The organism is Paenibacillus cineris, from assembly GCF_018333335.1.
Taxonomy (GTDB): domain Bacteria; phylum Bacillota; class Bacilli; order Paenibacillales; family Paenibacillaceae; genus Paenibacillus_AQ; species Paenibacillus_AQ favisporus.
In genome coordinates, this window is the sequence record NZ_BORU01000001.1 from 2,096,457 (window position 1) to 2,118,383 (window position 21,927).

A 21,927-nucleotide genomic window follows, 5' to 3' on the forward strand; every position below is an offset into this window, starting at 1 on the left:
AGGAATTTGGATGTTTCGAAACCAATACTGAGGAAGCTTATTTATCTAGGTGAGCGTATCACGATAGTCATTTTTTCGGAACCGAAAGGAGTGTTTGATCCATGGCGGCGTACCAAAGAGTGTTAATTAAGCTTAGCGGCGGAGCGGTGGCAGGAACGAGCCAGTTCGGCTTTGATCCGGGCCGGCTTGAGCATATCGCGGACGAAATTTTATCCGTTGTGAGTATGGGAGTGGAGGTTTCCCTGGTCATTGGCGGCGGCAACATATTCCGGGGAAACATGGCGGAAACCTGGGGCATCGAAAGGGCGGAGGCCGATAATATCGGCACGCTGGCCACCGTCGTCAACAGCCTGATGCTGCGTGGTGTTCTCAAAGCGAAGACGGACAAGGAGGTCCGGGTCATGACCTCGCTCCCCATCGCTTCGGTGGCCGAGCCGTATATTCGATTGCGCGCCATACACCATCTGGAGAAAGGGTATATCGTCATTTTCGCCGGCGGGAACGGCCAGCCGTACGTCACGACCGACTACCCCTCGGTGCAGCGGGCGATCGAGGTGAACTGCGACGCGCTCCTCGTTGCCAAGCAGGGAGTGGACGGTGTGCTGAGCGCCGATCCGAAGACGGATCCCTCCGCCAGAAAATTCAAGTCGCTGCATTATGACGACGTCATCCGGCACGATCTGAAAATTATGGATCAATCGGCCTTTATTCTGGCCCGGGACTACCATCTGCCTATTCATGTATTCAACTTTGACAAGCCGGGTTCAATGAGAGAATTGTGCGAAGGGAAGCATCAAGGCACGATCATCAGCCGCGATTCTGTACTGGCTTATGAGTAACTTCTAAACGGTGGAATAATACTTAAATGACTAAAATAATAAATCATTTAAAAAAAGCAATTTATAAGAAACATTTTCATGGAGTTATGTGGTAAAATAGGCTCGCTGATGCCAAATATAGACATATTGCAAGAAACAGGAGGGAGAATATATGAATCCATCAGGTGCCGCAGCTGCATCTGCACCGGCTGATATCAGCCATATCAAGAAGCTGCCTATATTAGTCTCATTAATTGTGGGGGCGTTCTTTTCCATCTTAAATGAGACGCTGCTCAATATCGCTTTTCCGGAATTGATGGTTGAGCTCAAAGTCTCGGCCTCTACGCTGCAATGGCTGGCCACAGGCTACATGCTGGTCGTCGGCGTTCTGGTTCCCGCATCAGCGCTGCTGGTCCAGTGGTTTACGACGAGGCAAATGTTCCTTGGAGCCATGATCATTTTCACGGTGGGAACGTTTGTCTGTGCCTTCGCCCCGGGCTTTGAATTCCTGCTGATCGGCCGTTTGCTTCAGGCCGCAGGTAGCGGTTTGATGCTTCCGGTTATGATGAATACGATCCTGATACTGTATCCGCCGGAAAAACGCGGAGCCGCCATGGGCAGTATCGGTCTCGTTATTATGTTCGCTCCAGCGATCGGTCCGACGTTGTCGGGATTGATTCTCGATTCGTTTGAATGGAGATGGCTGTTCTACTTAGTTCTGCCGTTTGCCATCATTTCGATCATCATCGCGTTTGTGTATTTGAAAAATGTCTCGCAGCCTACCAAACCCAAAGTGGACGTTCTGTCAATCATTCTGTCAACGATCGGATTCGGCGGAATCGTCTATGGCTTCAGCAGTCTGGGTGAAGGTGGAGCGGGCTGGTCGCATCCCAAAGTGTATTGGACCATTATTGTCGGCGCGGTTGCCCTGCTGCTGTTCGTGATTCGTCAGCTCCGGCTGAAAGATCCTTTAATGGATATCCGATCCTTCAGATTCCCGGCGTTTACCCTGACGGCGATCATGCTGATCATTATGATGATGACGCTGTTCTCCTCCATGTCGCTGCTGCCGTTCCTGTTTCAGGGCGCACTCGGCATGACGGTATTCGCTTCCGGTCTGCTGATGCTTCCAGGGAGCTTGCTCAACGGCTTGATCTCGCCGATTACCGGTAAACTGTTTGATAAGTTCGGTCCACGGGCGCTGATCATTCCGGGAACGGCTGCTCTGGTGATCATTATGTGGTTCTTTACACAGGTATCGGTTGAAACGAGCAAAGTCACGCTGCTCATTCTGCATATCTGCATGATGATTTCCATCTCTATGATCATGATGCCGGCGCAGACGAACGGCATGAACCAGCTTCCAGCCCGGTATTATCCGCACGGTACGGCGATCTTGAATACGCTCCAGCAGGTGGCGGGTGCGATTGGCGTGGCCTTCTTTATCAGCGTCATGTCCAACGGCCAAGCCAGCTTCCTGAAGGTCTCTTCGGATCCAACAGCGCCTGGGCAAATGGCTCAAGCGATGGTAGCCGGTGTGCATAACGCGTTTGTCATCGGATTTGGCTTCTCCATCGTGGCGTTGATTCTGGCATTGTTCTTCAAACGGACCAAAGGTCCTGCTGAATCCTAAGGGGTTGATGCCCCTGCCTGCCATGTTTTCCGTCCGGTTATCCAATTACATAGCCGTGAGTGAAGGGACTTATGCTCCTTCTGCATGGTGGTGCATTCAGCTGCACAGAAAGAATCCGCTCCCGAAGAGGGTGCGGATTCTTTCTGTTGATCAGCCGTAGTTTTCATAGATATTAGCGGGTTTCTATAATACAATGATAAGAAAATAATAGATTTCAGGAAGGGAAGGAAGTACACAGATGATGAACTCCAGCATTCCCCAAACGATGCAAGCCGCTGTGATGCACAGCCCGCGCCAAATCCGGATTGAAACGGTGCCGGTGCCGGACATCGCACCAGACGAAGTGTTGATCAAAGTGATGGCCGTCGGCATCTGCGGATCCGACCTCCATTATTATACGCATGGGCGAATCGGCAAGTACGTCGTGGAGAAGCCAATCATCCTAGGCCATGAATGCTCGGGCGATGTCGCCGCCGTAGGTACAGATGTAACCGGATTCAAGGTGGGAGACCGCGTAGCCGTGGAGCCCGGGGTGACCTGCGGCCGCTGTGAAGCCTGCAAGGAGGGGCGGTATAACCTCTGTCCCGACGTACAGTTTCTGGCGACTCCACCGGTAGACGGGGCTTTTGTCCAGTACATCAAAATCCGGCAGGATTTTGTGTTCCGGATCCCGGACTCGCTGAGCTATGAGGAAGCGGCGCTGATCGAGCCGTTTTCCGTCGGCATCCATGCGGCGGCGAGAAGCAAGCTTACGCCGGGATCCACCATTGCGATCATGGGGATGGGACCGGTGGGATTGATGGCCGTGGTCGCGGCCAAAGCGTATGGTGCTGCCGAAATCATCGTAACGGATTTGGAGCTGCTGCGTCTGGATGCCGCCAAGAAGCTCGGAGCGGATCACGTGATTAACGTCGCAGAACAGGACGCACTGGAGGAAATTCAGCGGTTGACGGACGGGAGGGGCGTCGATGTCGCTTGGGAAACCGCCGGTAATCCGAAAGCGCTGCAAACGGCGCTGGGCTCGCTGCGCCGGGGCGGGAAGCTGGCCGTTGTCGGACTGCCGGCACAGGATGAAATTCCGCTAAATGTTCCTTTTATCGCGGATAACGAGGTCGATATTTACGGAATATTCCGGTATGCCAATACATATCCGAAAGGCATCCGCTTCCTTGAGTCCGGCATTGCCGATGTGATGACGCTGGTCACGGACCGTTATTCGCTCCAGGATACCCAGGAAGCGATGGAGCGGGCCTTAAATCACAAAAGCGAGTGCTTGAAAGTTGTCGTCTACCCGAACGGCGTGCCAGAGGCGGAGTGAGGCGGTTCTTGTTTCTAAGGATAAAAGCACGGCTTAGACCGTGCTTTTTGTCTTCTTTTTGAACATTCCAAATATTTCTTGTCAGCGACAGGCCTCATCGCTTATGATGACTTTAGAACGATCGTTCTGTAAATAAGGAAAGGTAGATCGCTTTGAAACGACATTATGACAGTGAAGAAACGCGGCGGATTATTGCGGAGAAGGCTGCGCAGCTCTTTTCGCAAAAGGGGTTCGCCGGAACCTCGATCTCGGATATATCCAAAGCCTCCGGGTTCAGCAAGGGCCATGTGTACTACCATTTTGAGAATAAGGAAAAGCTGTTCGTTTATCTCGCGCTGGACGGCATGCGGGCCTGGGGCGAGAAGTGGGCCGGTGTAACTCCGAACTATAAGACAGCCAGAGATAAATTGTATGCGATGTCTTCGTTCGTGATGAACAATTATCAGACCCCTCTGCTCAAGGTAGGGCAGGAGTTGGCGGCGAATCCGGCGACCAGTCCGGAGACGGTCCAGCAGCTGTACGGACTGGCGGTTACGCCGATGCAGGCATACTCGGACATTCTCCAATACGGGATCGATACCGGAGAATTTGAGATCGACGATCTTCAAGGAACGACATTTATATTCGGGACGCTGCTGGGGGCGCTGTGCCAGCATATTTACACGATGGAACATGAACAGCTGCATGGTCTTTTCCGAAAAAGCGTCGATCTGTTTCTAAGCGGAATCCTCAAACGATGAGGTTTTACGCTTACGCAAATTAGAACGATCGTCCTAATTGTTCTAAAGTTAAAATGATGAGGAGGAGTCAAGGATATGGCAGAATGGAGTAAAGTGGCTATTGTCACAGGAGGGGCTTCGGGAATTGGCCGGGCCATTTGCGAAGCGTTGGCAGGGGAGCGTATTTTCGTTGTGGCAGCCGATGTGGACCGAGCAGGCGGCGAGGAGACGGTCCGAAGAATTACCGCTGCGGGTGGGGGAGGGCGTTATGTCCACCTGGACGTGACGGACGCCTATCAGGTTGAAGGGCTGATCGAGAGTGTGTATGAGGAGTTCGGGCGGCTCGACTATATGTTCAACAATGCGGGCATCAGCATTTACGGGGAGCTGTACCACATGACACTTGATCATTGGAACCGGATCATTCAGGTCAACTTGTGGGGCGTCATCCATGGAACTCAGGCAGCCTATCGGGTTATGAAGCAGCAGGGCTTCGGCTGTATTGCGAATACCGCGTCGGCGACCGGACTGGGGCCATCGCCAACCTCCGCCGCGTATGCTGCAACCAAACATGCTGTGGTCGGACTGACTACATCCCTCCACTATGAAGCGGAAGCATTTGGCGTTCATGTCAGCGCTCTATGCCCGGCATTCGTGGATACTCCGATCCATCGGACGGGCGAAGCGCTATATTTGGATCAGGAACTCGTTCTGAAGCAGATGCAGAAACAGAAAATGATGAGCCCCGAGCAGTTCGCCCGGATTGCGATAAAGGGCGTTCACAAGAACGAGCCTGTGGTTTGCCCGATGCCGCTGCGCCGCACCATGGATGTCGTATTCACTTTGTTACCGCAGCTCCACCGCAAACTGATGCGACTCGTGTGCCGCGTCGCCCGCCAAGCAGCGGTTCAGCCGGACCAGACGTAGGAAAAGACTGGAACAGACTTCTCAGACAAGGTAATATAGCGGAAAGGGGGCAAAAAGTATGAACTATACGATACATGAACAAGACGGCTCGAAGGTAGCCATTCTTGACGACCCTCATGCCGTTATTGCCGACGTCCAGACGGCTCTGGATCTGATGGCTGGCATTGGGTGGGATCCATCGGGGCCGTGCCATAAGCTGCTGCTGAATCAGTCGAATTTGCCGGATGCGTTTTTTGAGCTGAAAACCGGGCTGGCAGGGGAAATCCTGCAAAAATATCGGACCTATCAATTTAAAATTGCCATTGTTGGTGATTTTGAAGCTTACTCCAGCAAAAGCCTGCGGGATTTCATCTACGAATGCAATCAGGGGGAAGATGTGTTCTTTAAGAAGGACCGGGAGGAGGCGCTGGCCGCCCTTCATCGGGTACCTTAAAAGCCTAGAAATTAGCAAACGCAAGAGACAGGGAGCTGACGAATCCGATGATGATTGATAGTGCTACCTCTGCTGATCCGGGCGGATTCATCCCCGGCCCGCATTATTGCACGCAGCATAGAATAAGCGGAATGTGTTGTTATAACCGTTGTATATAACGCGTTGTAAAAGATAAGGGGGATCCTGGATGAAGGATGTCGTGCTGAGTACGGACCGGTTGATCCTGAGGCAAATGGGACGGGAGGATGTCCCGTTGCTGCAGCAAATTTTTGCCGACCCCGTCGCCATGAAGTACTATCCCTCCACCAAAGACCACCAAGAAACACTGGAATGGATTGAATGGACGCTGCGAAATTATGAGGAATGCGGTGTCGGCTTATGGATCGTGGAGAACCGGATCAACGGTGAGTTTCTGGGACAGTGTGGCATCGTTCCACAGATTGTGGAAGGGGTTCGCGAAATGGAGATCGGCTACCTGTTCGCAAGACGCGTATGGGGGAACGGTTATGCCACTGAGGCAGCATCGGCTTGCAAGCACTACGGATTTGAGCAGATGAAGCTTCGCAAAATCGTTTCGCTTCCCGATGCCAGCAATCAACCATCCGCTCGGGTGGCCGAACGGATCGGAATGACGCTGGAAAAACAAATCGTCAAATGGAACAAAGATGTGCTTGTATATTCCGTTTACGCCGATACAGAAGAGGTGGTCGAAAGATGAATCAACATGTGCCCATTATGGGGATTCCTTTCCCGAAATTGACGATGGAGCAGAGCGTAGTGCTTCTTCAAGAGGTGATTGACCAAAAGGAGCAGCGGCTGTTTCACGTCGTTACCGGCAATCCGGAGATCGTGATGTCCTGCCAAAAGGATGCGCAGCTGCGCCAAATCGTCGATGAGGCGGGTTTGGTCACGGCGGATGGCATCGGCATCGTCATGGTCTCCCGGGTGCGGGGCGGCAGCCTGCCGGAGCGGGTAACCGGCTGCGATCTGCTGTTTAAGCTGCTTGAGGAGGGCGACCGGAAGGGATGGTCGTTTTACTTTCTGGGCGCGGATGAGGAAACGAGCAGGCAGGCCGTCATCAACATTCGCCAGCAGTATCCGGGCGTCGTCATACGCGGCAGACATCACGGTTTTTTTACGCCGGAAGATGAGCCGCGAATCGTACAAGAGATTGCTGATGCCGCGCCGGACTTTCTGATCGTGGCTCTGGGCGCACCCCGGGCAGAAAAGTGGATACATAGCCATAAGGACAAGCTGCATGCGAAAATTGCCATCGGTGTCGGCGGCAGTCTGGATATCATCGGCGGCAAAGTGAAGCGGGCGCCGGCAGCCTGGCAGCGTCTAAATCTTGAGTGGCTGTACCGGCTGATTTCCCAGCCGTCGAGATGGCGAAGACAGCTGATTTTACCCCGGTTTGCGGTGAAAGCGGTATTTTTTAGAGAGAGATCCAGAAGCGTTTAGCCCGTGTGAGCGGGTGGTTAAAAGATACCTGGATAAGGTGAGCGAGTTCTGCTGCTTACTTGGGATCTTCATGTAATGATAAGTATGACCGGAAAAGTAACGGAAGGGAGAGGAAGGCATGAGCCAGTCACAGCCACAGAAGCAAGGCCAGCTCCTGATTCAGGAAATCGAGGAAACCTTCGTGCCGTACGGCATGGTCGCGGTATGGCCGCTTGGACAAGCCAGTTTTATCATTAAGGGAGGGGAGACGGTCATTTACATCGATCCGTATGTCAGCCATAACCCGGATCGCACCTACCCGGCGCCGATCGGACCGGAGCATATTACGAATGCGGATTACTGCCTGATCACCCATGAGCATTCGGATCATATGGACCTGGAGGCGATTGCGGCCATGTCCAAGGCTAACCCGCAGACCGTCTATATGGCACCGGCATTCTGCCGTGAGGACATATTGAATCAGGGCGTAGCCCCCGAGCGCTTCGTGATCGCCGATACGGAGCAGGATTACGGCGATAAAGTGATCATACGCCCCATCGCGGCCGCACATGAAGAGCTCGAAACGGATGAGCAGGGCTATCATCGTTACGTCGGGTATCTGATCAAACTGAACGGCGTTACGGTGTACCATTCCGGAGATACGGTCATTTATGAAGGATTGACGGAACGGCTTCAGGGTGAGTCGATCGACCTCGGGCTTCTCCCGATTAATGGCCGCGACGCATTCCGGAACAGCCGCGGCATTATCGGCAATATGGACTACCGGGAAGCTGCCGAGCTGGCGAAGACTGTCGGGATCGGGATGACGATCCCGATGCATTATGATATTTTTGCGGGGAACGCTGAGCATCCGGGATATTTCGTGGACTATGTATATGACCACTTTCCTGAAATGCGTATTCATGTGATCGCACGTGGCGAAAGATTTATCCACGTGACGGATGCGGCACTGAGCGCTTTGAAGTCATAGACTGAAGGTGACCATTCGATAACGTCAAAAGATATGGATTAGAGCAGCCACAAACCGCCTTCATTTGAAGGTGGTTTGTTTTTTTGTAATCTGCATTACAGAAGGGGATACTATGGTGGTTTATGATGAGTGTAACACTCCGTTATCGGTGTTACATGAGGAACGATTATCGCGGTGAGTGGAGCGGTAGTCGCTTGCAGCAATGAAAGGAGGGGTCACAATGTTACATGATGAGGCGATGGAAAACATAACTTCATTTTTGCCACAAATCAAGATATTTGAATCGCTTCCGGCAGAAGTTATGCGTGAAATCGAACAATTGGTAACTAGATCAAATACGTATAAGCTTCCAAAAAACTATATTCTTCAGACGCCCGATGATGAAAGGAATGGCTTATTTTTCGTAATCGCCGGTAAACTACGCTTATACAAAACCAATTCGGCCGGCAAACAACATACTGTCTGCATCCTCAGCGAAGGCGGCATGTTTGGCGAGGTTGAAACGTTCTCATTGGGCAATAGAGGAACTTATGTGGAGACGATGGAAGACTCGATTGTTTTTTCGATTCCGACTGAACAATTCGAACCGCTTTTACGCAAGTATTCTGAATTGTCTTTGCGATTTTTATCGGAAATAAGCAAACGCCTACGGGATCAGGAAGAATTGGTGGAAAAATTGGTTTTTAGAGATCTGCGTGGTAAAGTGCTTTACTTTCTCAACCGATTGTCTAAAAAGTTCGGCATAGAAGAAAATGGATACCGAAAAATCGATATTCCCCTGACTCATCAAGAATTGGCCAATATGATCGGTGCCACAAGAGAAGCGGTATCGCTTACCTTACAGGAACTATCCAATGAAGGTATTATCGTGACCAGCCGCAGAATGGTCATGATTCATATCGAAAAAGCGATGAAAGAACTGGCTTGATTCACGACCCGTAAGAACTTCGTAATCTAAATTACTGTCGAATTTTTCATCTAGCGTTATGATAAATGCCGTAATGGAATTACTGCAAAATATGAAGCTTATAGGAGGAGTCAGCATGTCCAATCAACGGGTCCAATTGAATATTCGATTCAAAGTTAAACCAGGGAAAAAAGAAGAATTCCGCAGGGAGCTGTATTCCCTTATTGAGGAGATGTCATCCGAGAAGGCATTCATTAGCGCCATTGTTTCGGACGATCTGGATCAGCCGGATGACTTGATTATTTATGAAACATGGCAAGGCACGAGAGATAGCTGGCTTGCGGAAGAGTTTATTAAACCATACCGCAAGGATTACGAACGAACACTGGGCGATTTCATTGTGGATAGAAGCGTCAGCTGGTTGCAGCCGAAGGGCGAATGGGGAAGTCATATCACGAATGCGTGATGACGTTGATGGGAGGCATATAGATATGGGGAAATTTGAAGGAAAGGTAGTCGTTGTTACCGGAGGAACAAGCGGTATTGGACTTACAACGGCACAACGATTCGTTTCGGAAGGGGCCTACGTATTCATTACCGGCCGTAGGCAAAGCGAGCTGGACGCGGCAGTAAAATTGATCGGTGACCGGGTTACCGGCGTTCAAGGTGATATTTCTAATTTGAAGGACCTAGACAAACTGTACGATACGGTAAAGCAGGAGAAAGGACATCTGGATATTCTATTCGCAAACGCTGGACTTGGCAGCTTTCTGCCCTTGGGTCAGATTACGGAAGAGCAGTACGACACAACCTTCAACGTGAACGTAAAGGGTACTTTGTTCACCATCCAAAAGGCTTTGCCGCTGTTTCCAAATATGACAGGAAACATCATCTTAACCGGCTCGACGGCGGGTACGATCGGCGAAGCAGCGTTTAGTGTCTACGGAGGTACCAAGGCGGCTCTCCGTCAGATGGCTAGGAGCTGGATAATGGATTTGAAAGGCACAGGGATACGACTTAATGTAGTGAGCCCTGGCACGGTCCACACGCCAGCGTATAATGATCTTTTTGGCGAAGCGCTAAATCAAGTTCTTGATTCGGCGAAGAATGTCGTTCCGCTAAGCCGCTTGGGCAAGACGGAGGAGATTGCCAGCGCGGTGATGTTTCTGGCGTCGGAGGAAAGCAGTTATGTGAACGGCATCGAATTGTTCGTAGATGGCGGTATGGCTCAAGTTTGACCTTGAATCAGAAGGGATGGGTTGTCATTTAAGCAATTCCTAATAAGCCCATGTATCAAATCAGGCAGAGGAGTCTATATAGGCTCTCTGCCTGATTTTCATACTGCGACGGATTGGGCGAAGCATTCGTGGACGAGCTGTCGCACTTAATTTGACAACCTGTCATTTACCAGACTGATTATTCCTCTATGCGGAATCGGACTTCCTTTCCGGTCGGCTCGCCGCCGAAGGGGGATCCGATTTCCTCCCTGAACACGAATTCAAAGCCTGAAAGCTTGTCCGGCAGTGGCGGAGACACCACGTAATTATAAGTTGCGTTACCGGAGCAGCTTACGCCCCGATCCATCCGGCAATCATAGGGCTCTCCCATATCTAACGCGAAGTTGGATATGTCAGTCGAGCTTTCCGGAATTGTCACATCACCGTCTACATGTAGCGTCACGACGCTGGCATTGGCGTATTGCCGAACCGAAGTCAGCGTGAAAAAGTACCCCTCATGCTCCTGCGATACTAATACCGGAACATGCTTGATAAAACCGGCGGGTTCGACCATCGGTTTGAAATACTCGTCGGATCGGATGGCACCAAAGATCATTTTTAGAAAATCCTCATAAAGCCCCGTTTCGGCCGCCCATTGGTCAATGTACGCGAAAGGCGGGTAGCCCGGATTTCCTTCCGAAATCTCTTTGCGCTGCTGCAGCAACTGGCAGATTTGTCTGTCGATGGGGAGCATGCGTTCATCGTAATGCTCGGTCGGTCGTGTGAAAGGCATCCGTTTCATCATCATTCCTCCTCATATATTCTATTGTACCCCAAAGTGCTAAATGTTGGAAAACGATCAGTGAAGAATCATTCATAAAATAGCAGCCGCTTCGAGTATGCGTTGCGGAATTCCGTCGGGGTCAACCCCACGATTTTTTTGAAGGATTTCATGAAGTGATGCGGGTCGCTGTAGCCGAGCTGACTGGAAGAAGTACCTGTCCCATCTGTTTACAACCGTCTCAGGCTGAAACAGTACATTTTGCAACAAAAAATGGAGCTGGCCAAATATCTGCTGACCGATACGAACCAGCGGTTGTGTCTGTCATCGCCCTGTATTATTTAGTCGCCCATTGGAACGATTTTTTTACCGGACTCATCTATATCCAGAGCAATTCGCTCCAGCCTCTGCAAATCGTGCTGCGGGACATCCTGCTGTCCAACCAGGTGTTTTCATCCGGAGCAGGCTCCGGCGGAGCTGCCGGAGGGTATGCGCAGCAGTATGCGGATCAGGTCAAATATGCGGTGATCATCGTATCCACACTGCCGATTCTTATCGTGTATCCGTTTATTCAGAAGTACTTTGAAAAAGGCGTCATGATCGGCTCGGTCAAAGGTTAGCGGAGCGGGTTCATGCCAGCACGAATGAATAAAGCCGCCGGGCAGCTGTGCCCGGCGGCTATTGTATCATCGAATCATCATAATGATCGGACCTTTAGAATCGTTTCGATGGCAGGTGTCGACGATTAAGCTCCTTCGGTCAATACCGGCAGCGTAATCGTGAAGACGGATCCTTCGGATTCCATGCTTTTGACGGTGAGCGTACCGTTGTGGTCCTGGATGATTTTATGGCAGATGGATAGGCCGAGGCCGGTTCCTTCTTCCTTGGTCGTATAGAACGGATCGAAGATTTTCGGGAGCAGGTCTTCGGGGATCCCTTTTCCCGTATCGGACACGTCAATGGTTACCACCGAATCCGTTTGCTGCACCTGAATATGGATATGACCCGGCTGTTCCATTGCCTCGATGGCATTGCGCACCAGATTAATCAGCACTTGCACGATTTTATCCCGCTCCATTTCAACCATAACGGAATCGCTGACATTCTCCATGCTGATGCTGTGCCCTCTGGAAGTCACTTGCGATTCGGTTAAATTTCTCGCTCTTTCCACGCAATGCGAGATGGGCTCGGGCCGGATGTTGCCAAGATGGGGCTTGGAAAACTGCAGAAACTCCGCTGTCAGCTCGTTCATGCGCGTGATCTCGTTGGTGATGATATCGACCCATGGCCCGATATTGTACGACTGCGATTTGGACAGATGGATGAAGCCCTTCAGCGTTGTGAGCGGATTCCGGATTTCATGAGCCATGCCCGCAGCAAGCTCGCCGACGATTTTCAGCTTTTCGCTTCGGAACATTTCTTCCTCCCGCTTCAGCCACAGCATCCTCTTTTTCTGAAACAGCCGGTCTTCGGCCAGCATGATAATATCATGCGAGGTTGTGCTTTCCCGGGGAAACCGGGCCGTGCTGTAAGTTACCTCGTAGCCGAGCTTGCCCGATTCAAGAATATCCTGGGCTTGTCCAAGCGACCCATCGGTATCCGGGATCACCATGGCGAACCGGTCCCCGGCATAACGGGAAATGGCGAAGGCGCTCGGGAAGTAAGTCCGGATGATGAGCGATATTCTCGTCAAAATTTCGTTGCCGCCGCGGATGCTTTCCTTATTTAGGCTTTTAAAGTCCTGAAAATCGAGCAGGATCAGCACAAACGGCGATTTTTTCTTTTCAACCAGTTCGTTGACGGCACTGACATAACCGTCGTAGTTCAAAAAACCGGTCAGCGGATCATGCGATGCGAGAAACTGGTTTCGCCTCAAAAGGCGCTTTCTTTCAATCTCGGTTGTGACGAGATAACGCATTCCAAGGACGATTAATACGAGACTAACCAGATCGTAGACCGAGACCAATAAATTGTAACGGTCCCAGGGGAGGTAGCTTAGCCGGATGACGGTATACAACATGGAATAAGCAAAAGCGAGCGACAGCGTATACTTCAAGTTTCTCGTATTTCGGGTTTCCATAATAATTAATATAAAGTAAATGATTTGCGTCCAATTGAGCTGGGAACTCCAATGGAAGAAGGCGAGGCTTACGGATTGAAGAAGCAAGGAACGGCTGCTGGACTCGGCGAAAAAAATCATGATCCCCGTCAGCATCGCTCCGGAGAGAAATAGCAGAAAGATGCTGTCGGCTTTGCCCAACAGAATGGAAGATAACATGATAAATGTAGTTAAGGAAGGAATCAAGACGTGTCTTGTCTGTTTTACGATCATGTTTATGCTCCTAGGGAAAATAGTGAAATTTCAGCAAGCCCTTATCTACTGCCATTATATCGGATAGGCCCTGAAAACAATGTCGAATTTCCGTGTCGCCTTGGAAATGATCATGATTTTTTTTCTCCTATGGAGAAAACAGATTTTATGGTATAAATAACCTCATAACCCGGCGGATTATTCCGGGGTGGAGGAAACCGGAAGGATCCGGTACGAACGAAAACCAGGGGGAGTGTCATGCGGACGTATTTTGTCATCAGCCAGATCATCTATGTGTTATGTTTTGTTCCGTGGCTGCTGATTTGGGGAATTTCGTTCATGGGGTTTGACAGCGGAATCAGTGGAGCGGCCATCGCCTTGGTGTCCGTGATCGGCGTTTATCCGCTCGTCACCATTGCCTGTGCCATTATGGCCTGGGTGTTCTACAAGAAGAGGAAGAGAGCGGCGGTCATCGTGAATTCGATTCCGCTCTTGTGGGTACTGGGCATTGGGGTGCCGGTGCTCGCATTAAATCTTTCGTGAACGATTCAAAGAGCATAAACAAGTGCAAAGCCCGGCAGCTTCAGGATAAGTCCTGGAATGCCGGGCTTTTCGTATGTACAGCACTCGCTTTAGCTACCGACCGCCTGACGATGCCTCATTCGGACAAAGCTTTATAAAAATATCCCGCAGGCTCCACTTTAAAGCTATACTTTTCCGGGGATATCCACTATTGTTGACTGTGTATCAGTATGGATGACCAGAACAATCGGGGAGTGTGAAACAGTGGAGTCTTATGATTGGGATGAGAAGATGGGGTATTTGCGCCGGAGAATGAGTCTTTATTATAATGACGACTACATCGCGTTTTTGGTCAAATCGGTTTGGAAATGGGAAACTCCGGTTCGGATCGTCGATTTCGGCTGCGGTTACGGGCAGCTGGGTTTGATGATGCTTCCGCACCTACCGGAAGGCTCAACCTATACGGGGATCGATCCGGGAGCAAGACAGATTGAGTCGGCCAATGAGCTGTACGCTCACCTGCCCTGGAAGGCCGAGTTCATTCGGGCGGAGCTCATGGATGCTGACCTGGGCAGCGCCTTTGATGTCGCCGTATCGCACGCAGTGCTTATGCATAGATCCGATCCCCTGCAGCTGCTGGCCAAGATGGCCGAAAGTGTGAAGGACGGAGGAACGGTCATTTGTTACGAACCCCACGGCTGTGCTTCCATGTCGAGCTATTATTTTGATGATGTTTTATCTACGGAAGTCATGCCGCTTGGCCCCCTGCAGAAGCTGCATGAACAGGATGCTTTACGGACCGGGAAGGACGCCAACATCGGCATGAAGCTTCCGGTTTACTTTTCGCAGCTGGGGCTGCGCCGGATCGAGAGCAGAATCAGCGATAAGGTGAACTATTACGACCCAGCCCAGGATTCCGAGGAGATGAGGGCTTTGTTCAGCAACCTACAGTTTGAATGCCCGGGTCAGGAGGAAGACTTTATTCAAGCGCTGATTGAGCGGGGGCTAACCCAGGAGGAAGCAGAACGGCTCTATATCGCCGAGGACCTGTTATCCCAAGTCAATACGCCGTCGGTTGCGTTCGCCCATGCGCCGAGCATGAAAATTACGTTCGGTACGGTAGTCCGATAAGTCCGTGTAACATATAAAAAAGGAGCTGTTCCCAAGGGTCATTGACCTTCCGGGACAGCTCCTTTTGCTTACGACCATTTTTAACCAGACCTTATTCAACATCATAACAGAACCGAAAGAAACAGTCTATATTTTCAGCAGGGACCTGGGATATAGTTGGTGATGCCGGCAATCCAATCATAGAAACGGGGAAAACAATATGGAAAATGCATGTCATCTTTCCGAGGCGGATTTAACGCATTATACCAAGCAGGTATTCGGATCGGATTACGCAATCTCACAGATTACGCGGCTGAACGGAGGGGCCCAGAAGGTCGTCTATCAGCTCGATTTCCTGAACGGTTTTTCCTGTATGCTGTACGTTTGGGATTTATCCATGAATTACTTTCGGGAAGAAATCGAACATTCGGATCATGATATGCGCTCCTATGGAGCCGACTTGTTTGGCGAGAACAACCGCGTATTAACCCAATTGGGCATTCCTACACCCGAGCTGTATAACCTTAATCTGGAGCGCCGGGAGTATGCGTTTGATTATGCGCTAGTCGAACGTATTGGGGGCGGCAAAGCGGAAGACTATTTTGCACACCCGGATACAGCGGAGCAGCAGCGATTGTTTCGGCGGATCGGGGAGATGATAGCCAATATGCACGATTGCGCGAGAGATGTTCACGGGCGGCCCGGCCAAATCAAGCCTCCGCAGAAGTCCTGCCAGCAGGAGCTGATGGACAATGCCTTCAGGCAGATCACGTATGCCGCCTCTTATTTGCCTGAGATTGCGGCTGCTCAAGAGGGGCTTATGTCCGTCCTTCAGGAATGTTCATCGCGAATTCGTCCAAGGACATCTTACGGACTGATTCATGGCGAGCTTGGACCGGACCACATTTTGGTGAATGCGAATCTGGAGCCGTATCTGATCGATATTGAAGGTGTTACCTATTTCGACATTGAGCATGAGCACAGCTTTCTCGAGTTTCGGTTCGGGGAGCATTACCGGTATTTCCGTCAGGACCATCTGGATCCCGAGCGGATGGCCTTCTACCGCCTGCACCACCATCTCTCCTTAATCGGAGGCGGCTTAAAGCTGCTTCACCGCGGCTTTCCCGACCGGCAGCTTGCCCAGGGTATCGTGGATCATCATCTGAAGTGCGCCTTGAAATATGTTCATAATTAAGTGAAATAGGATAAATACACGCCGATAACATTCCATTAACTGTAGAAGTCTCTCTCAGAGGCTTCTTTTTTGTTAGGAGCGCCCGGCAGGCAAATTTTATGTTCCCGGGAGTGCCGCGGAAACTGAATCAAGCTATACACAGGAGGATAACCTATCCTTGCAGACATCGTTAAATAAAGGAGGTACAGGTCAGACATGAAGGATTTTCCGCTTGCACCCCATGAATCGATCGATCTTCATGAAGTGCTGAATTTTAAAACGCTCTGCGTCGCCAAATCGAAGCTGATGCAGGGGATGGTTTTTGACAAAGAACTGAAGGTGCTGATGCAAAAGGACGTTGAACAGTCCACACAGGCCATCAACGAACTGAAGGCGATTTATGAACGAGCTCCGTTTCAGGCTCCGGTCCCGGAAAGCAAGCCTGCCCCCATCCTAAATTGAAGGTGATACTCTGATGAACAACGATTATTTAGATCCGATCAATTCGCTCAACATGCCGGAGATGGCCGATATGACTTTTGCTATGGACTTTTTGATCCGGGCGAAGGAAGGGGTTCGTAATACCGCGGTTGCCCTGACCGAAACTGTATCCACAGAAGCGAGGGAACTGCTGAAAAAGCAGCTGAAGCAGGGGATTGCCCTCCATCAGGAAATCACCGAGCTGATGATCCGTAAGAAATGGTTTCACCCATATGAGCTGCACGAGCAGTACCAGCTGGACCAGCTGTCGGCCAAAAACACAGCCATGATTGCCGGGATGAATCTGTTCCCCGCAGATACTTCGCGCAAAGGGATGTTCGACCGGACGCCCGATGAGCATATGGAGGAAAGCCGAGCATGATGAAAGCCGTTACGTACCAAGGGGTTAAAAACGTCGTCGTCAAGGACGTCCCCGATCCGAAAATTCAAAAACCGGATGACATGATCGTCAAGCTGACCAGCACCGCTATTTGCGGCTCCGACCTGCATCTGATCCACGGCATGATTCCTAATCTGCAGGAGGATTACGTCATCGGTCATGAACCGATGGGGATAGTGGAGGAAGTAGGGCCCGAAGTCACCAAGCTGAAGAAAGGCGACCGGGTCATTATCCCGTTTACGATTGCCTGCGGTGAATGCTTTTACTGTAAAAATCATCTGGAGAGCCAATGCGACAATTCGAACGACAACGGGGACATGGGTGCGTATTTCGGCTACTCGGGAACGACCGGCGGTCATCCGGGCGGGCAGGCCGAGTATTTGCGGGTTCCATTCGCCAATTTCACGCACTTCAAAATTCCGGAAAACAGCGAGCGGCCGGATGAGAGCCTTGCTCTAATCGCCGATGTGATGCCAACCGCCTATTGGAGCGTAGACAATGCCGGCGTCAAGCAGGGGGATACTGTAGTCGTTCTTGGCTGCGGGCCGGTTGGACTGCTGGCGCAAAAGTTCTGCTGGCTCAAAGGGGCGAAGCGGGTCATCGCCGTCGATTATGTGGATTACCGGCTGCAGCATGCCAAAAAGAACAATCATGTTGAGACCGTCAATTTCGAGCAGCACGACAATGTTGGTGCATACCTGAAGGAAATCACCAAGGGCGGAGCTGACGTGGTCATTGACGCGGTGGGAATGGACGGGAAGATGAGCGACCTCGAGTTTCTGGCGAGCGGATTAAAGCTGCAAGGAGGCACCATGAGCGCCTTGATCATCGCCTCCCAGGCCGTTCGCAAGGGCGGAACGATTCAAATTACAGGCGTGTATGGCGGCCGCTACAACGGATTCCCGCTAGGGGACATCATGGAGCGCAATGTGAACATCCGCTCCGGACAAGCTCCGGTCATTCACTATATGCCTTATATGTATGAATTGGTGACGTCCGGCAAAGTCGACGTAGCCGACATCATTACGCATGTCATCCCGCTCAGCGAAGCCAAACGCGGATACGAAATGTTCGATACGAAGACGGACAACTGCATCAAAGTTATTTTAAAGCCGTAAAGTACTTGACAACACAAGGGAGTGAAGTTCTTGATAAATCCAACGTATGCTATGCATGAATTGTTGGAGGCGCATGAAATTGCCGCCTTCAAGACGGTCTGTATGACAAAGTCTAAAACGATGCAGGCGCTGGTCACAGATCCTGAGCTCAAGCTCATTCTCCAGCAGGATGCCGCGATGTCATCCGATCAGCTGGCCGAGCTTGCAGCCGTTCTGAACAAAGGAAAGGAGACGCTGCAATGAATCCTGTACTGGAATACATGACCGGCATGAACAAATTAACCGACGATGTGATTGCCATGGACTTTCTGGTCACCGCCAAGAGCGGCGTCCGGAATTTGGCGATGGCCGTAACGGAATGCGTCACTCCGGAAATCAAAGGAATCCTGGAGCGGCAATTGGAACAGGCGATCGAGACGCATGAGAAGATTACCAAATACGCGATCGCCAAGGGGCTGTACCATCCTTTCAGCGTGCAGGAGCAATTGCGTGTCGATCTGCAGCAGATCCGGACCGCGCAGAGCATTCCTTTTCCCACACCGTAACAGCTTGATTTGAATCAGGCATCTTATCGGTAACTGCATACGCATTAGACAGACAGCCGGCTGTGTCATACAGCCGGTTTTGCTTTCATGATTTATCCCTGCCGGATCGGCTGACTTCAACTCATGAATTATCCCTCTTCCGGGAATGTTAGCCATATCGACATTTGGCAGAAAGAAGGCAGGAAATCACTATGGAACTGTTACTGATGGTCATCGTTCTTCTTATTCTGATCGGCATATCGAACGTCATCAATCATTTTATCCCGGCGGTCCCGGTGCCTCTGATCCAGATTGCGCTGGGCGTCGCGGTCACGTACATTCCCGGCATGCATCATGTACCGCTGAATCCCGAACTGTTCTTGCTGCTCTTCATCGCGCCGCTGCTCTTTAATGATGGAAAAATGACACCCCGCGACGAGCTGTGGCAGCTGCGGTCGTTCATTCTGCTGCTGGCGCTCGGCCTCGTGTTTGCCACCGTGCTGATTGCAGGGCCGTTCATTCACTGGCTCATTCCGGCCATCCCGCTGTCGGCGGCTTTTGCGCTGGCGGCCATTCTGTCGCCGACCGATGCGGTGGCTGTCGGCTCGCTGTCCGGCCGGGTGAAGCTCCCGGGCCGCATCATGCGCCTGCTCGAAGGTGAGGCGTTGATGAACGACGCTTCGGGCCTCGTTGCTTTTAATTTTGCCATTGCCGCAACCGTCACCGGCCATTTCTCCCTGCCGCGGGCGATCGGCAGCTTTATCGTGATCGCGGTCGGCGGGATTGTGGTCGGAGCGCTGCTCGGCTTCCTGGCGATTTGGCTCCGCATGCTGCTGCGCAGGCTTGGGATGGAAGATGTCACATTACATGTGCTGATTATTATTTTGACACCGTTTCTGATCTATTGGATTGCTGAAGAATTTCACGTATCCGGTATTTTGGCCGTCGTAGCTGCCGGTGTAACCCATGCGATCGAACGGGACCGGATGAGGACGGGATCAGCGCGCCTGCGCATCGTTTCCGACAGCACGTGGTCGGTCATCCTATTCTCCTTGAACGGTCTCGTGTTTCTGCTGCTTGGACTCGAAATTCCCGGCGTCATCCGGACGGTATGGCAGGACAAGGCATACAATAACGGCCAATCCATTGCCTATATCGTGCTGATTACGCTGGTATTAATGGTCCTTCGCTTTGTGTGGGTATGGGCATCGAACCGCCAATTCCGTTCCGCCGTGCTGACAGCGTTGTCCGGTGTCCGGGGAGCCCTTACGCTGTCGGCGGCCTTCTCCATTCCGTTGACACTGGCCGACAACAGTCCTTTCCCAGAACGGGACTTGATCCTCTTTATCTGTTCAGGCGTCATTCTGCTGACCCTGATTAGTGCCAGCGTTATACTGCCCATCCTGACCCGCGGTCCCCAGGTGGATCCCGCTCTCGCCGAGGATGCCGAGAGACAAGCGCGCATCCGTGTCATTGAGGCGGGTCTCCGAACGGTCAAAGAGGAGAAAAACGATGAAAACCGGCAGCAGGCTATCGAGCTGATCGCTGCGTATTCCCGCAGGCTGCAGATGTGCAGATTCAGAGATCGTGCGGAAATGAACCGATTATGGAAAGAGGCTGTGGAAATCCGGCTGGAGGCGCTTGAGGCAGAGAAGGAAACCGCGGACCAATGGCTGCAGGAAGAGCGGATATCGCCAAAACTTGCGGATCGGTTCAAGGCCACAATATCACAGATCGAGCTGCTGCTGTCCACCCGTTTCAAGGTGAAGAAGCTGATGATCGTCGGATGGTCGGCCATCACCCGGCTGTTTCAAGGCAGCAAACACAAAAAAGCCCGCATGACACCAGACCACCCGAAGTGGAATGCTTATAAGGCGCTGAAGCTGGAAGCGATCCGTGCTGCGATAGAGCGGGTTAAGGCGCTGGAGACAGCGGGCAATCGGGACACCATCGCCATGATTATTGCCGATTACCGCGGGCTGGAGCTGCATCTGACACAGGAGCCTGCACACGAGGAGCGGGCTGAAGAGATGGATGCGGTCCGCCGGGAGCTTGAGCTCAAGGCCATCCAGTCGGAGCGGAACGAAATTCAACGGTTGTTCGAAGCGGGTGAGATCAGCCGGGCGCTGGCCAACAATTTAAGGCTGGATGTCAATTATCATGAGGCGCATCTGTTTGAATCGCAAACCGTGCATGAGGAGGAAGGGGAGCATGCATAGAAAGCTGCTTTGCCTTCCCTGCTGAGAATGGTAAAATAAGCTCATTCCGGTTGGGGAGGGGAGAGTATGGAAGCTTTCGTTAACGGGATCAAGCTCCATTATGTCGATGAAGGAACCGGCTTCCCGCTGATTGTATTGCATGGGCTTGGCCTGGACGTTCACTCGATGGAACACGCCATTCACTCGTTCAGCACTGATTTTCGCGTCATTGCCATTGATGCCAGAGGGCATGGCCTGTCGGATAAGCCGGCAGAATACCGTCTCTCGGATCATGTCCGGGATGTCATTGCGGTGATGGATTTCCTGAAGCTGGACAAGGTATACCTGGTGGGTGGATCGATGGGAAGCTATATCGCACAAGGAGTCGCCATTGCCGCTCCGGAGCGGGTGGAGAAGCTGGTTCTTGTCACGCCCAAGTCCAACGGCAGGACCTCGTCGATGGCCCGTTTATTCAGCGAGCATGCCGAGGAACTGGAAGGTATGGATACCCCGGCAAAGGTGCAGCATTTAAGCCGGTACATGTTTCACAATCTCTCATTGGTCGGAGCGTGGATGCAGCATGTTCAAGAGGGTGGAACAAGCTTGACGGAGGAGCAGAACGCCGCTTCCAACCGGGCACTTGAAGGGTTTGATTTCCGTCCCGATTATGGCCGGATTACGGCGGAGACGCTGATCATCAGCGGGAAATACGACGGTCTGAATCCGCCGGAGTGGGGCAGAGAAATCGCGGATGCCATTAAGGGAGCGCGGTACGTGGAATTCCTTCATTCCGGGCATGCGCCGCATGTGGAGGAGCCGGAGCGGTTTGACGAAACGGTAAGAAGCTTCCTGCTTGCGCCTCCGGAACAAAGCTGAAGATTGCACCGACCAAGCAGCAAGGGGAGC

The 21,927-nt window shown here is 51.7% G+C and carries 25 protein-coding genes and 1 pseudogene; 23 read left to right on the plus strand and 3 right to left on the minus strand.

Going from position 1 to position 21,927, the window contains the following annotated elements; genetic code table 11:
- Nucleotides 1–101: 101 nt before the first annotated feature.
- The 12 genes from pyrH to KI379_RS10050 all read left to right on the plus strand — a co-directional run bounded on the left by pyrH (nt 102) and on the right by KI379_RS10050 (nt 10,424).
- The gene (gene pyrH, locus KI379_RS09995) at nt 102–839 is read left to right on the plus strand and encodes a UMP kinase (RefSeq protein WP_076167116.1); all 738 of its coding nucleotides are present in this window, start codon (nt 102–104) and stop codon (nt 837–839) included.
- A 151-nt stretch (nt 840–990) separates the two neighbouring features.
- Nucleotides 991–2,451, plus strand: a complete 1,461-nt coding sequence (locus KI379_RS10000) for an MDR family MFS transporter (protein WP_212983454.1) — start codon at nt 991–993, stop codon at nt 2,449–2,451.
- A gap of 241 nt (nt 2,452–2,692) precedes the next feature.
- Nucleotides 2,693–3,769 (plus strand): NAD(P)-dependent alcohol dehydrogenase, encoded by a 1,077-nt coding sequence (locus KI379_RS10005; protein WP_212984678.1) that lies wholly within the window; start codon nt 2,693–2,695, stop codon nt 3,767–3,769.
- Nucleotides 3,770–3,921: 152 nt separating this feature from the next.
- Entirely contained in the window at nt 3,922–4,509 is a 588-nt protein-coding gene (locus KI379_RS10010; protein ID WP_212983455.1) for a TetR/AcrR family transcriptional regulator, read from the plus strand.
- A 75-nt stretch (nt 4,510–4,584) separates the two neighbouring features.
- Nucleotides 4,585–5,415 carry an SDR family NAD(P)-dependent oxidoreductase gene (locus tag KI379_RS10015; protein ID WP_212983456.1) on the plus strand — a complete coding sequence of 277 codons (831 nt, stop codon included), beginning with the start codon at nt 4,585–4,587 and terminating at the stop codon, nt 5,413–5,415.
- A 58-nt stretch (nt 5,416–5,473) separates the two neighbouring features.
- Nucleotides 5,474–5,848, plus strand: a complete 375-nt coding sequence (locus tag KI379_RS10020; protein ID WP_212968838.1) for a DUF4180 domain-containing protein — start codon at nt 5,474–5,476, stop codon at nt 5,846–5,848.
- A gap of 187 nt (nt 5,849–6,035) precedes the next feature.
- The gene (locus tag KI379_RS10025) at nt 6,036–6,566 is read left to right on the plus strand and encodes a GNAT family N-acetyltransferase (protein ID WP_212983457.1); all 531 of its coding nucleotides are present in this window, start codon (nt 6,036–6,038) and stop codon (nt 6,564–6,566) included.
- Nucleotides 6,563–7,309 (plus strand): WecB/TagA/CpsF family glycosyltransferase, encoded by a 747-nt coding sequence (locus KI379_RS10030; protein WP_212983458.1) that lies wholly within the window; start codon nt 6,563–6,565, stop codon nt 7,307–7,309. The genes KI379_RS10025 and KI379_RS10030 overlap by 4 nt, the downstream gene beginning before the upstream one ends.
- Before the next feature lie 118 nt (nt 7,310–7,427).
- A complete protein-coding gene (locus KI379_RS10035) occupies nt 7,428–8,279 on the plus strand; it encodes an MBL fold metallo-hydrolase (RefSeq protein ID WP_212983459.1) in 852 nt (283 codons plus the stop codon).
- A 220-nt stretch (nt 8,280–8,499) separates the two neighbouring features.
- A complete protein-coding gene (locus KI379_RS10040; RefSeq protein ID WP_212968834.1) occupies nt 8,500–9,207 on the plus strand; it encodes a Crp/Fnr family transcriptional regulator in 708 nt (235 codons plus the stop codon).
- 115 nt (nt 9,208–9,322) lie between these two features.
- Nucleotides 9,323–9,652, plus strand: a complete 330-nt coding sequence (locus tag KI379_RS10045) for an antibiotic biosynthesis monooxygenase family protein (protein ID WP_212968833.1) — start codon at nt 9,323–9,325, stop codon at nt 9,650–9,652.
- Nucleotides 9,653–9,677: 25 nt separating this feature from the next.
- Nucleotides 9,678–10,424 carry an SDR family oxidoreductase gene (locus KI379_RS10050; protein WP_076167091.1) on the plus strand — a complete coding sequence of 249 codons (747 nt, stop codon included), beginning with the start codon at nt 9,678–9,680 and terminating at the stop codon, nt 10,422–10,424.
- A 178-nt stretch (nt 10,425–10,602) separates the two neighbouring features.
- Here the strand turns inward: KI379_RS10050 and KI379_RS10055 are convergent, their stop codons facing one another.
- Complete coding sequence (locus tag KI379_RS10055; RefSeq protein ID WP_212969438.1) at nt 10,603–11,205, minus strand: chorismate mutase; 603 nt, start codon at nt 11,203–11,205, stop codon at nt 10,603–10,605.
- Nucleotides 11,206–11,273: 68 nt separating this feature from the next.
- The gene (locus KI379_RS10060; protein ID WP_244879364.1) at nt 11,274–11,357 is read right to left on the minus strand and encodes a hypothetical protein; all 84 of its coding nucleotides are present in this window, start codon (nt 11,355–11,357) and stop codon (nt 11,274–11,276) included.
- Between the two features lie 138 nt (nt 11,358–11,495).
- On the opposite strand from KI379_RS10060, the pseudogene KI379_RS10065 reads away from it, so the two are divergent.
- Nucleotides 11,496–11,804: pseudogene (locus KI379_RS10065) on the plus strand (carbohydrate ABC transporter permease); the annotation flags it as partial.
- Nucleotides 11,805–11,929: 125 nt separating this feature from the next.
- Here KI379_RS10065 and KI379_RS10070 read toward each other — a convergent pair.
- A complete protein-coding gene (locus tag KI379_RS10070) occupies nt 11,930–13,516 on the minus strand; it encodes an ATP-binding protein (protein WP_212983460.1) in 1,587 nt (528 codons plus the stop codon).
- A 237-nt stretch (nt 13,517–13,753) separates the two neighbouring features.
- Here KI379_RS10070 and KI379_RS10075 point away from each other — a divergent pair, with 237 nt between their 5' ends.
- The 10 genes from KI379_RS10075 (at nt 13,754) to KI379_RS10120 (ending at nt 21,897) form a co-directional block, all read left to right on the plus strand.
- Nucleotides 13,754–14,038, plus strand: a complete 285-nt coding sequence (locus tag KI379_RS10075) for a hypothetical protein (RefSeq protein WP_116230894.1) — start codon at nt 13,754–13,756, stop codon at nt 14,036–14,038.
- 243 nt (nt 14,039–14,281) lie between these two features.
- On the plus strand, nt 14,282–15,148 hold the full coding sequence (locus KI379_RS10080) for a class I SAM-dependent methyltransferase (RefSeq protein ID WP_212983461.1): 867 nt from the start codon (nt 14,282–14,284) through the stop codon (nt 15,146–15,148).
- A gap of 199 nt (nt 15,149–15,347) precedes the next feature.
- Nucleotides 15,348–16,322 carry an aminoglycoside phosphotransferase family protein gene (locus tag KI379_RS10085; protein ID WP_212983462.1) on the plus strand — a complete coding sequence of 325 codons (975 nt, stop codon included), beginning with the start codon at nt 15,348–15,350 and terminating at the stop codon, nt 16,320–16,322.
- 195 nt (nt 16,323–16,517) lie between these two features.
- On the plus strand, nt 16,518–16,763 hold the full coding sequence (locus tag KI379_RS10090; protein WP_145134303.1) for a spore gernimation protein GerQ: 246 nt from the start codon (nt 16,518–16,520) through the stop codon (nt 16,761–16,763).
- Between the two features lie 13 nt (nt 16,764–16,776).
- Nucleotides 16,777–17,163, plus strand: a complete 387-nt coding sequence (locus KI379_RS10095) for a spore coat protein (protein WP_105443329.1) — start codon at nt 16,777–16,779, stop codon at nt 17,161–17,163.
- Nucleotides 17,163–18,299, plus strand: coding sequence for a zinc-dependent alcohol dehydrogenase (locus KI379_RS10100; protein ID WP_212984679.1), 1,137 nt, complete (start codon nt 17,163–17,165; stop codon nt 18,297–18,299). Before KI379_RS10095 ends, KI379_RS10100 begins: the two co-directional genes overlap by 1 nt.
- Nucleotides 18,300–18,350: 51 nt before the next feature.
- Nucleotides 18,351–18,542: a hypothetical protein gene (locus KI379_RS10105; RefSeq protein ID WP_076169411.1), complete on the plus strand. Its 192-nt coding sequence runs from the start codon at nt 18,351–18,353 to the stop codon at nt 18,540–18,542.
- Nucleotides 18,539–18,844, plus strand: a complete 306-nt coding sequence (locus KI379_RS10110; RefSeq protein WP_116230890.1) for a spore coat protein — start codon at nt 18,539–18,541, stop codon at nt 18,842–18,844. Before KI379_RS10105 ends, KI379_RS10110 begins: the two co-directional genes overlap by 4 nt.
- 191 nt (nt 18,845–19,035) lie before the next feature.
- Nucleotides 19,036–21,042: a Na+/H+ antiporter gene (locus tag KI379_RS10115; protein ID WP_212983463.1), complete on the plus strand. Its 2,007-nt coding sequence runs from the start codon at nt 19,036–19,038 to the stop codon at nt 21,040–21,042.
- Nucleotides 21,043–21,108: 66 nt separating this feature from the next.
- Entirely contained in the window at nt 21,109–21,897 is a 789-nt protein-coding gene (locus KI379_RS10120; RefSeq protein ID WP_076167044.1) for an alpha/beta fold hydrolase, read from the plus strand.
- Nucleotides 21,898–21,927: the final 30 nt, after the last annotated feature.

What these genes read in the sequence shown, in the direction of transcription:
- KI379_RS10000 (WP_212983454.1), top strand. Translation starts at nt 991, where the DNA reads ATGAATCCATCAGGTGCCGCAGCTGCATCTGCACCGGCTGATATCAGC.
- KI379_RS10025 (WP_212983457.1), top strand. Translation starts at nt 6,036, where the DNA reads ATGAAGGATGTCGTGCTGAGTACGGACCGGTTGATCCTGAGGCAAATG.
- KI379_RS10005 (WP_212984678.1), top strand. Translation starts at nt 2,693, where the DNA reads ATGAACTCCAGCATTCCCCAAACGATGCAAGCCGCTGTGATGCACAGC.
- KI379_RS10100 (WP_212984679.1), top strand. Translation starts at nt 17,163, where the DNA reads ATGAAAGCCGTTACGTACCAAGGGGTTAAAAACGTCGTCGTCAAGGAC.
- KI379_RS10015 (WP_212983456.1), top strand. Translation starts at nt 4,585, where the DNA reads ATGGCAGAATGGAGTAAAGTGGCTATTGTCACAGGAGGGGCTTCGGGA.
- KI379_RS10055 (WP_212969438.1), bottom strand. Translation starts at nt 11,205, where the DNA reads ATGAAACGGATGCCTTTCACACGACCGACCGAGCATTACGATGAACGC.
- KI379_RS10060 (WP_244879364.1), bottom strand. Translation starts at nt 11,357, where the DNA reads ATGAAATCCTTCAAAAAAATCGTGGGGTTGACCCCGACGGAATTCCGC.
- KI379_RS10035 (WP_212983459.1), top strand. Translation starts at nt 7,428, where the DNA reads ATGAGCCAGTCACAGCCACAGAAGCAAGGCCAGCTCCTGATTCAGGAA.
- KI379_RS10070 (WP_212983460.1), bottom strand. Translation starts at nt 13,516, where the DNA reads ATGATCGTAAAACAGACAAGACACGTCTTGATTCCTTCCTTAACTACA.
- KI379_RS10095 (WP_105443329.1), top strand. Translation starts at nt 16,777, where the DNA reads ATGAACAACGATTATTTAGATCCGATCAATTCGCTCAACATGCCGGAG.
- KI379_RS10090 (WP_145134303.1), top strand. Translation starts at nt 16,518, where the DNA reads ATGAAGGATTTTCCGCTTGCACCCCATGAATCGATCGATCTTCATGAA.
- KI379_RS10085 (WP_212983462.1), top strand. Translation starts at nt 15,348, where the DNA reads ATGGAAAATGCATGTCATCTTTCCGAGGCGGATTTAACGCATTATACC.
- KI379_RS10030 (WP_212983458.1), top strand. Translation starts at nt 6,563, where the DNA reads ATGAATCAACATGTGCCCATTATGGGGATTCCTTTCCCGAAATTGACG.
- KI379_RS10040 (WP_212968834.1), top strand. Translation starts at nt 8,500, where the DNA reads ATGTTACATGATGAGGCGATGGAAAACATAACTTCATTTTTGCCACAA.
- KI379_RS10115 (WP_212983463.1), top strand. Translation starts at nt 19,036, where the DNA reads ATGGAACTGTTACTGATGGTCATCGTTCTTCTTATTCTGATCGGCATA.
- pyrH (WP_076167116.1), top strand. Translation starts at nt 102, where the DNA reads ATGGCGGCGTACCAAAGAGTGTTAATTAAGCTTAGCGGCGGAGCGGTG.
- KI379_RS10045 (WP_212968833.1), top strand. Translation starts at nt 9,323, where the DNA reads ATGTCCAATCAACGGGTCCAATTGAATATTCGATTCAAAGTTAAACCA.
- KI379_RS10120 (WP_076167044.1), top strand. Translation starts at nt 21,109, where the DNA reads ATGGAAGCTTTCGTTAACGGGATCAAGCTCCATTATGTCGATGAAGGA.
- KI379_RS10110 (WP_116230890.1), top strand. Translation starts at nt 18,539, where the DNA reads ATGAATCCTGTACTGGAATACATGACCGGCATGAACAAATTAACCGAC.
- KI379_RS10050 (WP_076167091.1), top strand. Translation starts at nt 9,678, where the DNA reads ATGGGGAAATTTGAAGGAAAGGTAGTCGTTGTTACCGGAGGAACAAGC.
- KI379_RS10075 (WP_116230894.1), top strand. Translation starts at nt 13,754, where the DNA reads ATGCGGACGTATTTTGTCATCAGCCAGATCATCTATGTGTTATGTTTT.
- KI379_RS10020 (WP_212968838.1), top strand. Translation starts at nt 5,474, where the DNA reads ATGAACTATACGATACATGAACAAGACGGCTCGAAGGTAGCCATTCTT.
- KI379_RS10105 (WP_076169411.1), top strand. Translation starts at nt 18,351, where the DNA reads ATGCATGAATTGTTGGAGGCGCATGAAATTGCCGCCTTCAAGACGGTC.